We start from the raw sequence: 11387 nt of genomic DNA, 5'->3' as shown, positions 1-11387 counted from the left end.
CGTCATGTGGTGGCGACGCCCCCTATCGATCGTCCTCGCTCGCTGTCGCGTCAATCAACTCCCGGCCGCCCAATCCCGGATGGTTTCCTCGATATGGGCGATCTGCACCTTCGAATACTCCGGATCCTTAAGACGAATATCGGCATCTTCCAAGTAGTGCCATAGCGCATGCGGCACGTCCAACTCGCCGACATCAAGCTCCATCAAGGCCTTCGCCTCGCGAGCCTTCTCGTACCAGTCCTTCATTTCCGCTTTCGAGGCAGGTTCGGTATCCAACAACTCCCGCACGATCGCGATGAGCTGCCGCTTGATTTCCTGAACATTCATTTTCCTTCCCTTCTAATCCAACGAGGATCGAACAGAATCAGGTGAGCCGCTTCGCCCCGCGACGGAGGACCAAAGTTGATATGCAGTATAGGAGTCTTGCCACTGTGCTTGAGCGGGTGCAGGTCGAGGCGTGCGCCCCATTGGCTTTGTTTCCAGCGAACGCCGAACAACCGGCCATTAGCGTGCCAAGCGCCCGCCGACGGCCCATCAAACGATAGGTTCTTATAGAGGCCTTTGGCGCTGGAAATCAGCCCGCTCGTCGCCGCGGCGGCGTAAGGGGCTCCGGCCTCCCACGCCATAGCCCCTGCGCCTAACGCTGCCGCCGCTGTAATGACCATGCCCGAGGAATCCAACTGTTCGGGAGTCCTCGACATGTCGTACTCGCCGGTCTTCCACCCAACGACGCCCGGCACCGGAATCCTGCCGTCGGAAGTCGGTGCGCCAGACGAGGCCCTAGCGAGCGACGCGGCTTCGGTGCGTTGGTTGGCTGCCGGAGAACTGCCTTTTTGCGTATCCCCTTCGCCCGCTGGATTAACCTGAGTAATCGAGAGCTTGCCCCAGCTCTCTCCCCCGCAAATATTGGATCCGGTTATCTTCTGACACTGACGCCCATCGGGATCGACATACGAGTAGGGATTGCTTGCTGCGTATCTGTAACGATTGAACATTCCGACAGGATCGCTCAGAGCAGACACGGGATCTGCGCTGAGAAATATCCCGAGCTGCGGGTCGTAGTAGCGCTGCTGCATCTGAACCAGGCCCGTCAGCCCGTCCATCACGTGCCCCGCGTAACCGATACCATCGTAGATCGCATCTCCGATTGTCTTACCGAGCGGCTCGTAGTCGGTACGCTGAAGCACCTCCCCGGTCGCCGCAGTCACGGCCACAGGGCTGCCCAATGCGTCGTTATGGCTGTACTTCGTACTTTCGACGCCCCCCGCCAGTTCGCGAGCGGCGAGTAGGCTACCGCCCAGGAAAATATTGACGCTGGTCGCGCCCGCGGCATTGTTCTCGATATATGCCGGCTGCCCTGAGGCATCGTAGATGAAGACCGCCCGCACGGCGCCCGCCATCGACAAACTGGCAACACGGCGCCCGTTGGCGTCGTACCGGTATCCTTCCTTTCCGGCAACGACGCGCAGGCGATTGCCATAGTCAAAAGCATAGACCTGCCCGTTCTTGTTCTCCAAGTTACCTTGCGGGTCGTAGCCCAAGCCAACGATTGATTCGCCTCGACTGTTGCGAACGTTCGTTAATCTCGAACGCTCGTCGTAGACGTAGGCGGAATAATCCTTGCTTCCCGGCAACACCCAAGAACGCAGATTATCCTGCGCATCGTAGGTAAATCGATGCCAGCAATCGCCGCCGAAACTGCACGAGCCGGCCGACTTGAGCCGGTCGAGGCCGTCGTACTCCATCGTCCGGCTGTAGTTGTCCCCTCGTGCCCGGTCGTAAATGGCGCCGACATTACCGTTGGCGTCGTACACGGTTTCCAGGTCGATAACGCCGGCATCGGTACTGCGTTGCGGCAGCTGGCGCAGGTTCTGCGACATGGTGTGCACCACGCCGTTGCCGTAGACGAAGCGCTGCATTCCGCCGTTGGGGTAGTAGTCGATCTGCGACGCGTATACCGCACCAGGACTGCTGACCCGTTTGGGCTGCCCCAGCGCGTCCGGCTCGAAGGTCACCGCCAGACCGGTCGGGTAGACCTGGCTGGCCGGATTGCCGATCCGATCGTAGCCGTAGCCCAGGTCCCAACGATGCGAGCCCGGCTGCGCCATGGCCTCGCCGATCAGCAGGCGGCGCTTGTTGTAGCTGTAGTGATTCTCGACCGGCGCACCGTTGTCCGGTTCGTTATAGGTCACGACCTTGCTCGCCAGGCCGTCGGGCGTGTACTCCCACCTCTGATTGCCGCGCCCGTCGGGGAAGGCCAGGTCCTTGAGCCGGTTGCGCGCGTCGTAGGTTCTCGAAACGACGCGGCCGGACGCCGCGGCTTCGCTGCGGTTGCAGTTGTCGGTGGCCGGCAGGTTCAGGCCGGAAGCCGACCATGCGACATTGCCCTCGCCGTCGTAGTCCGTCACCGTCGCCCCGGTTTCCGGCTCGATCACCTTGCACAGGCGCTGTTGCGCGTCGTAGACGTAACGACGGGTATTAGGCTGGGTCACCGGCACCTGCGGCGCCGGAACGCCGAAACGGCCCGATGCGGCTACCGCCAGGTTCTCGCCGCCCACCGGCGACACGCCATAGACGTAGACCAATCGGCCTGCGTACTGGCTGCGCAGCTCGTTGCTGATCGGAATCGCGAAACGGTAGTTGCCGCCATCGACCTTGCACGCCGCGGCGACGCCCGCCTCGCTGGCCTGGTTTGCGGGATAAGTGCCGATCAGCGCCGAGCCGGTCGCACCGGCGGGACCGCCGACGTACATCTGCACGTTCACCGGCGCCTGGTAGGTGGTGGCGCAGGCCCAACCGAGCAGCGCGCTGCCGTCGGCGGTGAAGCCGTCGATATTGCCGGTGATCACCGGTTGCGGGCGACGTGCGTAGACATCGACGGACGCGAGCACGCGGCCGTCGCCCCGCACCTCGAAGCGGCTGCCGGCCTCGGTGATGTCCGCGACCGAGGTCTTGTTCTCGCCCGTTCCGGGTTGGGCCAGCAGCCTTACCGCGCCGCTGCCGTTGATGTCGCTGCGCCACAATTCGGGCAAGTCGGCCACGGCCTGCCAACTCAAGGTGGTACCGCAGCTGGTGGCGCCCTTGGTCAGTTCGCAAGGATTGGGCTGGGCGCTCAGCGATCCGGTCGGAACGGGATTGACGTAAACATGCTGCGCGGTCGTCTGCTGGCCGAACCACTCCACCCCGTCCTGGACCATCCGCCATTGCACGTAGTAGCCGACCATCCGGCTGCTGACCTGCGGCGCGGTCAAGGTCATGTTGAACGCGACGGTTTGGCCGGGCGCGACGTCGTGCGGAAGATACACCCGCCCCATGCCCCAGTTGCCGTTGTCGCGAGGGTTCTGCGAGCCCAGCGCGTACGCGCGCGACGACGCCCAGGTGGTCGTGCCCGTGTTGCGCATCTGCACGCTCAGGGTCCGGGTCTCGCCCGAGTACATCGTCGGCGAGGTGTCGGAGAACGTCTGCGATACGAATTCGGCCTCGTTGTACAACGCGGGCGGTGGGTTGACCGTGATGGTGAAGGACGGGGTCGCCAGGTTGCGGGTCCGATCTTCGCCCTGATAGATACTCACGGCCTTGCCGGTCGCCCGATAGGTATACGTGCCCGGTGCCAGCCCGGCTTCGACCAGGGTTCCGCCCCTGCGGTAGCTGGCTACCGGCTGGTCGTTGCGATAGATCGTGATGTTCTCGATCGATTCGACACTCGACCCGCTGGTTCCGTTGCCGGAGGAAGCCACGATCTCGTACGACACCGGGACCGTATAGCTGCTTTGGGCCGGCGGCGTGAGTTTGATCCATGCCGGCGCCGCGGTCGCCAAGGACGGCAACGCGGACAGCAGCACCAACAGCCATGCCGACGCCAACGACCTGGCGTTGGTCGCCCACTCCAATACCCCTGCAGAATTCAACGCCTTGTTCTCCACTCGGACCAGGTCCCCACGCGCGGCGGCGGCGGAGCGGTTTTTACTGTTCGGTCGGATGCTATCCATGGCGCGGCCTCACTGAGCCACCGACGTACGCTGGATTTCCAGCGGCTTGCCATAGGCGTCGCGCATGATCTGGGTACGCACGCTTTCGGGCGCGTCGATCACCGCCGGCGCGTCGTAGCCGGGTTCGCCGAAAACCTGGAATGTCTCTGTCGTCGCCAGGCCGCGCGGGTTGGTGACCTTGCGCCTGAAGCCGGACAGGTACTCGGTGAAGGTGGTCAGAGGTCCCAGCTCCGAGTCCTGGACGGCGGCGGTCTGGCGCCCCAGCGCGTCGTAGGCGTAGGACGTGCCTGGCATCGACTGGCGGAAGTCGCCGACGTGCCGGGTCGGCAAGGACTTGAACGCGACCCGCCCCATGTTGTCGTAACGCGTAAACACTTGCTTCTGGGTATTGCGGCTGGCATCGCCCAGATCGAACTCCATTTCCAGCACGGGCCGCAGGAACGCGTCGTAGTAAGTGTCGCTACGGCGGTTTCCGGACACCGACACCCGGCGCCAGTGGTTGCCTTCCAAACCGTATTCTGGAGCCGCTACGCGTACGAACTCCTGGGTCACCGGGTGCCAATCGACGGTATCGCCTTGCGGGTAGACCACGCCTGCGAGGCGTCCCATGCCGTCGTAGCTGTACTGGCTGGTGAACCCGTTCTCGTCGGTGGTGGACGTCGCCCAGCCGCGGTCGTCGATCACGGCGCTTTCGGTCGCGCCAGCCGGGCTCTCGGGGGTGGCCGGCCGGCGAATGCTCTGCGGCACGCCGCGTTTCCAGTCGGCATAGACGGTGATCTGGCCATTACCGTCCTTGACCGTTTCCACGTTGCCGTCGGCGCGGTAGCCGAATGTTCTCTTCAGATTGCCGAAGGCGAAAGCGCGCACCGGCAACGCGGTGGCCGGATCGAATTCCGCACGCGCTGTCTCGACGCCGTTGACCGACGTGGCCGATACCTGGCCGAGAATCCACTTGCCAGCATGGTCGTAGTATTCGGTTCCTTCGTTGCGGCTATAACCGAGCGTGTTGTACCCGGTGGAACGCAGGACACGGGCCAAACTATCGAAAATCTGGTTCTCGGTAACGAAGGTCACCCCGTCCTGGACGATCTGGCGGGTCTTGAGCGGCCGGTTGGCAAGGTATCCCTTGCTGCCCGAAATCGAATTCGATGCCGGAATGTTCGCGTTGGCCGCCGGGAAGGGTTGACCCTCCGCGGTCTCCACGTAGGCGTTCGTGAGCGTGCGCAGCACCCTGCCGCCAGCGTCCTTGATCGATGCTTCGATCAACTCGCCGACATTGGACTTGTAGTCGTTGTTGAATTTGTAGGCGTTGACCGAGCCGTCCGGGTTGACCACCGTGGTTTCGGACGGGACATAGCAGGTGCCCGGCACTTGGCAATCGGCCTGCCAACTCCAGGACGGCTTGTAGCGATAGTTCCAGTTCAGCGGCGCAATGCCGGGACCGGTCACGGTTTTCGAGTACAGCGACTCCACGGTGTAGGCCATCGGCGCCCCCACCAGGCGCACCGAAAGCCAACTGGCTTCCTGCCGGGTGATGCAGCTGCCCACGGTACGGTTGGTGCCGTGCATGAGCTTGCGGAACTTGAACTCGCCGACCGCGCCGGAAGGGTGGCTGACGGTCAGGAAACTGGTCTCGGCCGGTCCGGGCTGCTTGTCCGAACTCATCGTGCCGACGTTCGGCCAGCACTGCTGCCACACGTTCTTGACGTTGGCGTTGACGATCTCGAACTGATCGCTGTACTGGTAGCCCCAACGCCCTCCGTCGGGCAGCACCGTAGCGGCGAGCAGATAGTTGGCGTCGGGGTTGCTGCCGTACTTGCTGTACTCGTAGGTCCAGGTCCGTCCTGCGCTGGAAATGGTCTCGATCTTTCCAGCGGCGTTGTAACCCAGCCTGGCCTCGACGCCGTCGTTGGAACGGATCGACAGCAGGCGGTGCGGGTTGGCCGGGTCGTACTCGTAGCTCAGCCAGTTGCCCAGGCCATCCTCGACCCGGGTCGCGTACAGGAAAATTTCGTCGCGGTCGATTCCGACCGATCCGGTGGTGTCGGTCGGGATGCCGATGATCCGCTTGCTCTTGCGCACCACCATCCAGTCGAACGTATACCGGTGGCCGTTAGGCAGCACGGCCAGGAATCCCTCGCCCGCGCCATTGCGGATGCTCGGCAGGCAGGAAACCTTCCAGTTCGACTTGGTGCCGCCGTAGTAAGCCAGTCCATCGCTCGGTCGCAGGTGAGCGCCCGACAGGGTTTGCACGAGTTCCTCGCCCGCCCCGGGAATATTGATCGTGTTGCCGGCCCAGTAATCGGTCGGGCCGTAGGACGGCGTCTTGGTCGGACCGCTGGAAACGTTGTCCGGGACGGTCGGAGGCGTGTAGTCGGCCACGCTGCAGCGCTGGGTCGAACCTCTCCAACTATCGGGAAAGTCCGGCCCCTGGTACTCGCGATCACGCACGACCCAACCGGTGCGGCGGTCGAAAACGCCATGGATATGGGGAATATCCAGCGTCCAGTAACGCCCGAACACCGCCTTGTCCGGATCGGTATTGGCCCAGGTATTGAGCGAAAGACCGGCGTTGCTGAGCTTGCGGCCGATGCTCACGGTCAGCGCGCTGTTGGTCTTCAGCGCCACATCGGTCGCGGTGAACGTGGTCGCGCCATCGAACAGGCTCGTGCTGTCGCCGAACATGCCGTCGGCGGTAAGCGCGGTCACGGCCACGCCCTTGGTCAGACCGTCGTAGTCCTCGATCACGGTCGGACTGGATATTTCGGCGCGGGCACCGCCGGCCGCGGCGAGTCCGAATGCGAGCGCGGCGGCGACCGCGGCGGACAGGCGAAGTGTGGAAGTCACGTGGAGTCCTTCACTGAGCTATACGAAAACTCGGCCAGCGAAGCGGCGCCGGGCCGAGACGGATCGATCCACAGCCGCACGCGCGCCGCCGCGGCGCACAAACGCGCGGAGGCCAAACGACGCGGCGGCCGAAGTCAGGTTTATCGGTATGGGGCGGGCATGTCGCTGTGTCCTTGCGGTGCTTCTCCGGTTGCGGCGTGCGCCGCGCTGCCGCTGATCGCGGCGCGTATCATTCAATCCACTTCGTCCAGGCCCGATCGGCACCGGCCAGGCGCGCCGGCCTGATAGAAGACGGATGTCGGCCCCTTTTCCCTGGGCCAAGGTTCGCCGGTCCAGCGATGGTTTTGAAGACGCCCGCGGAATCCGGCCTGCTTTCGCCAAACTGAGCAAGATCGCAGCCGAGCTTTGCATCGCTGCGCCTTCGATACCGCCAGCAGCGCCCGTTGCTTACCGGTCGGCTGCGTGCATGGGAGCCTGCGCCTGAAGGTCGCAGGCGGCACGGCGCAGCCAGATCCCGCAGCCAGATCCCGTGTGAACTCTTGTCCGGCCGCCAAACGCGCCGCGGCCAGTCTCAGGCCGAGTACTCGGCGGCGACTCAACGCCACCACGCGCGTACCCCCCTTCCATTCGGCGCCAGGGGACCGCCGTCCGTCGCCCCGGATAATGTGCTTTCTTGGCGCTGGCGCACCTTGAGCCTGCGACGGCGGCCGCAAACCCCGGCCTGGAACGCCGCAGCCCGAAGGTGGCCCAGCGTCCGCGCCTCCGCTGCCGGGCCCGCGGTCTATACTGGGCCGTCGTCCGGGCAGCGTAGCGAACATGCAGGACCCGATCGTGCAAGACCCTATCGTGCAAGACCCCTCCGAGCGCCTGCTCAAGGTCATCCAGACCCAAACCGACATCGCCCGGCTCGGCCTGGACCTCGGCGGCGTGATGCAATTGGTGACCGTGCGCGCCCAGACCCTGACCGGCGCGATCGGCGCGGTGGTCGAACTGGCCGAGGGCGAGGACATGGTCTACCGCGCCGCCGCCGGCATCGCCGAATCCAGCCTGGGCATGCGCCTGCGCCGCAACGCCAGCCTGTCCGGCCATTGCGTCGCCGAAGGCCGGCCGCTGCGCTGCGACGATTCGGAAACCGATCCGCGGGTGGACCGCGAGGCCTGCCGCGCGGTCGGCCTGCGCTCAATGATCGTGGTGCCGTTGAAGCACCACGAATCCACGGTCGGCGTGCTCAAAGTGATGTCGGCGCGCACCGCCGGCTTCGACGACGCCGACCTGCAGGTGCTCGACCTGATGTCCGGCCTGATCGCCGCGGCGATGTACCACGCCGCCAAGTACGAGACCAACGAGCTGTTCCACCAGGCCACCCACGACGCCCTCACCGGCCTGCCCAACCGCGCCCTGTTCTACGACCGCCTGCGCCATAGCTTGGCCCTGGCCCAGCGCGACGCCTGCCGCATCGCCGTGCTCAACCTGGACATGGACGGGCTCAAGCCGGTCAACGACCGTCACGGCCACCGCGCCGGCGACGCCGCGATCCGCGAGTTTGCCCAACGCATGAAAAGCAGCTCGCGCGCCGGCGACACCGTCGCCCGGGTCGGCGGCGACGAATTCGCGGTGATCCTGCCGCGGCTGGAACGCGGCGACAGCGCCGAAACCCGCGCCCGCCGCTTCGCCGAATCGCTGCAGCCGCCGTTCGAGTTCGAGCAGCGCCCGATCCCGCTCGACGCCAGCATCGGCTATGCGGTCTACCCGGACGACGGCCAGGAATTGGGCGAGCTGCTGGAGAAGGCCGACCAGGCGATGTACCAGGTCAAGCGCAGCAAGAAGGGCGTGCGCGAATCGGCTTGAACGCGAGGCCCCGCATGCTTCGCCGCGAAAACGAAACGCCCCGCGATTGCGGGGCGTTCGCGTTTGGACCGGCTGGTGCGCGGCTTACTGGGCCAGCTTGAGTTTGTCGGCCACCGCCTCGAACGCGGCGCGATCGGACGGCGACAGGTTCGGCCGGCCGACCAACAAGCCCATCGTGATCGAACCCTGTACGTAATAGGTCTCGCCGGCCTCGACCTCCAGGTTCAGCACGTCCTTGGTCTCCGAATGCACGACATACTCGTGCGCGCCCGGCTCGACCGAGGCGACGAAGTACTTGCCGCTGCGCAGCTTGCCGAGCTCGGTCTTACCTTCGCGGACCTTGAAGCCGATCATGCCGCCGACGAAGTTCGACGGCCGGAAGAACACCACCTGGCCTTTGCCGGCCGGCGGCGGCGCGATCCGGCCGCCAGAGACGGCAGGAACCGCGTAGGCGACCGGCACGGGCGGGCTTGCCGCGGCGACGGCAGGCGCCGCCTCGCTCGTCGCCGGCGCGGCGTCGCTTTCGCCTTCCAGCGCGAACGTCTGTACGGCGTCGTCGACGGTCGCCGCCGGCGCGGTCGTGGCCGTGCCGGGTTTCGGCGCGGCCACGGGCGCATCGGAGCGCGCGGAATCGCCCTTCGACGCCACCGGCACGACCGGCGCACTCTGCGCCTGCACCTGCTTGGCCGGGTCCACGGCCTTGTAATTCCAGCCTGCCGGAGTGGCCGCCGCCGACAGCGGCAGCAAAACGACGAACGGCAGGACGCGCAGCGACGACAGCTTCATTGAACGACTTCCCAGGTGATGGATGTTGCAGCGGATGTGGCGGCTCCCGCGCTCGGCGCGGCGGCCGCGGGAACGATGGAATCGGAGACGGTCGGGGCGCCGGATCCCCAGTCGACGGCTTGCGCCGTGCGCGCACCGGCCTGGGTGCCGGCCGGGATCTCGATCTCGCCGCCGGTCACGAACAAACCGGGTATTCCCAGCGCGATGCCGACCGACACCGCCACGCCCTCGCGACTCTTGCCGGTACCGCCGAGACTGAAACCGCGCAAGGGCAGGCGCCGGCCCTGGTGTTCGAGATAGCGTGCGGCCAGCAGCAATTCGCCCGGCTTGCCGCTGGCGCCGCGGCGCGCGGCGTGCACGACTTCGCCGACGCCGGTCGTTCCGGCCGGCAGCCATTCGGCGCCGCCGACGCTCAGCGCCTGCGCCAGGCGCAAGGAGAACTTGTCGCCGCGCTTGGCCTTGGCCGAGCTGAGCGCCGTGGCGATTTCCAGCCTAACCGGCGTGTCGGCGGGAATGATCAGGACAGGCGCCGGAGCGGACACGGGAGAGATCGGCGTGGCGGACGACTCCGGGGCTTGCCGAGAAACCGGAGTAGCAGCCGGAGCCGCAACCCCAGCCGGGCGCGACTCGGCCGCGGCGGCCGATGCCGGACCGCTGCCCGCGGCAGTGCCCCCGGTCAAGGCCAGAAGCGCGATCAGCGCGCCAGTAGTCGCAGTCATCGAAAGGCGGCCCCCTACCGTCCTTGGCGGGCGCCAAACTATCCGAACGGCCGGGTTTTGCCAATACGGTCACAATGGCGCTACGGCCAGGCCGACCGCCTGCTTGCCGCTCCAACCGAGCGGTCGAGATCAAGGCTCACGTGGCGAAGCGATGGCCTGCGCCACCGAAAATCGCTCGATCGAGCGCCCACCCTCGTCGTAGCGGATGAATTCGCCGCGCGCCCGGTAGCGCCGCGCCGCCCTCGCAGCGAACACTTATCGGCAGACCGTCCTTGTACGAAAAGTACTCGATGCATCGCTGGCCGCCCCGCTCAATCGCCCGCCCCTCCACATCGCTCGATTGCAGGAACTCCTGGATCGACGTAGCGCCGTCGTGGTTCCAGTCCATCTCGATCATCGAATAATCTCGTTCGAGCACGGCGAAGATCCGAGCCAGAAGGTACAGCAGCGGGATCAGGACCAACAGGGACAACCCGGCTTTCGCGACCATGCGCATGGCGCATCCTGCTTCAGAACAACGAAGGCGACAGGCATCAGGCTGGTACTCGCAGCGCGGCTGTCGGCGTATCCGCAAACCAACGCAGAAAGCGATGCTGGCGGCTTTCGCTAGTCACGCGCATGGGTTTTCGACCAATCTCGGGCGACGCGCTGCAACCGGCCTCGATTGCCCGGCTTGCCGACCCATTCGAAATACGCGAACACGCCCCGCTCCGGCAACTGCCGCCGGACCTCCGGCGGCAACAACTGTTCGAACGGCAACATCTTGAAATCGACAAGCAGAAAGAACGCCAAGTCGCCGACTGCGAAAACGTCGACCTTGGTCGGTTCCGACCGCGGGTCGCGCATCGGCGTCGCATCGCCGATACGGTCCAGCAAACAGGCCCGGGCCGCCTCCCGGTTCGCGCTGATCGCCAGGTAAGCAGGGTCGGTCTCCGGCCATCCTTCGCTCAGCGGAATACTGCGGATTTCGTGCAGCCTGGCGCACCGCTCCGTCGCCGGCGAAGCGCCGTGCGCCGCCCCGCCGATGCACCACAGGCCTGCGGTGACCAAAACAAGTTTCCAGCCGCTCACCCGCCCCTCCCTTCACCGAAGCGCGCAACATACCAGCCCCAAGAGTGCACATTTGCCCGGCTATCGCCTGCCCTTCCGATACGTCGCTGCGAGACGCGCGCCGCCTAACCGCCTCTACCGAGGCCCG

The 11387-nt window shown here is 65.5% G+C and carries 8 protein-coding genes; 1 reads left to right on the top strand and 7 read right to left on the bottom strand.

Annotation, left to right across the window (positions count from 1 at the left end; genetic code table 11):
* Positions 1-54: 54 nt before the first annotated feature.
* Genes K4L06_RS13480 through K4L06_RS22795 form a run of 3 tightly spaced genes read right to left on the bottom strand, consistent with a single transcriptional unit; the run spans position 55 to position 6836 of the window.
* Entirely contained in the window at positions 55-327 is a 273-nt protein-coding gene (locus tag K4L06_RS13480; RefSeq protein ID WP_221671852.1) for a hypothetical protein, read from the bottom strand.
* On the bottom strand, positions 324-3989 hold the full coding sequence (locus K4L06_RS13475; RefSeq protein ID WP_221671851.1) for an RHS repeat-associated core domain-containing protein: 3666 nt from the start codon (positions 3987-3989) through the stop codon (positions 324-326). Before K4L06_RS13475 ends, K4L06_RS13480 begins: the two co-directional genes overlap by 4 nt.
* 9 nt (positions 3990-3998) lie before the next feature.
* Entirely contained in the window at positions 3999-6836 is a 2838-nt protein-coding gene (locus tag K4L06_RS22795; protein WP_221671850.1) for an RHS repeat protein, read from the bottom strand.
* An 831-nt stretch (positions 6837-7667) separates the two neighbouring features.
* Here K4L06_RS22795 and K4L06_RS13465 point away from each other — a divergent pair.
* Entirely contained in the window at positions 7668-8684 is a 1017-nt protein-coding gene (locus K4L06_RS13465; RefSeq protein WP_221671849.1) for a sensor domain-containing diguanylate cyclase, read from the top strand.
* An 84-nt stretch (positions 8685-8768) separates the two neighbouring features.
* On the opposite strand, the gene K4L06_RS13460 is transcribed toward K4L06_RS13465, so the two are convergent.
* The 4 genes from K4L06_RS13460 to K4L06_RS13445 form a co-directional block, all read right to left on the bottom strand.
* Complete coding sequence (locus K4L06_RS13460) at positions 8769-9470, bottom strand: DUF2846 domain-containing protein (RefSeq protein ID WP_221671848.1); 702 nt, start codon at positions 9468-9470, stop codon at positions 8769-8771.
* Positions 9467-10012 carry a hypothetical protein gene (locus K4L06_RS13455; RefSeq protein WP_221671847.1) on the bottom strand — a complete coding sequence of 182 codons (546 nt, stop codon included), beginning with the start codon at positions 10010-10012 and terminating at the stop codon, positions 9467-9469. The genes K4L06_RS13460 and K4L06_RS13455 overlap by 4 nt, the downstream gene beginning before the upstream one ends.
* Before the next feature lie 313 nt (positions 10013-10325).
* Positions 10326-10685, bottom strand: coding sequence for a hypothetical protein (locus K4L06_RS13450; RefSeq protein ID WP_221671846.1), 360 nt, complete (start codon positions 10683-10685; stop codon positions 10326-10328).
* A 110-nt stretch (positions 10686-10795) separates the two neighbouring features.
* Positions 10796-11260, bottom strand: a complete 465-nt coding sequence (locus K4L06_RS13445) for a hypothetical protein (RefSeq protein WP_221671845.1) — start codon at positions 11258-11260, stop codon at positions 10796-10798.
* Between the last annotated feature and the right edge of the window lie 127 nt (positions 11261-11387).

Source organism: Lysobacter sp. BMK333-48F3 (assembly GCF_019733395.1).
GTDB lineage: Bacteria > Pseudomonadota > Gammaproteobacteria > Xanthomonadales > Xanthomonadaceae > Lysobacter.
Note: the sequence above shows the minus strand (reverse complement) of the source record. Positions and strands in the feature narration are given on the sequence as shown.

Excerpts from the sequence above, each read along its gene's own strand:
- K4L06_RS13480 (WP_221671852.1), bottom strand. The coding sequence starts at position 327 with ATGAATGTTCAGGAAATCAAGCGGCAGCTCATCGCGATCGTGCGGGAG.
- K4L06_RS13475 (WP_221671851.1), bottom strand. The coding sequence starts at position 3,989 with ATGGATAGCATCCGACCGAACAGTAAAAACCGCTCCGCCGCCGCCGCG.
- K4L06_RS13450 (WP_221671846.1), bottom strand. The coding sequence starts at position 10,685 with ATGCGCATGGTCGCGAAAGCCGGGTTGTCCCTGTTGGTCCTGATCCCG.
- K4L06_RS13460 (WP_221671848.1), bottom strand. The coding sequence starts at position 9,470 with ATGAAGCTGTCGTCGCTGCGCGTCCTGCCGTTCGTCGTTTTGCTGCCG.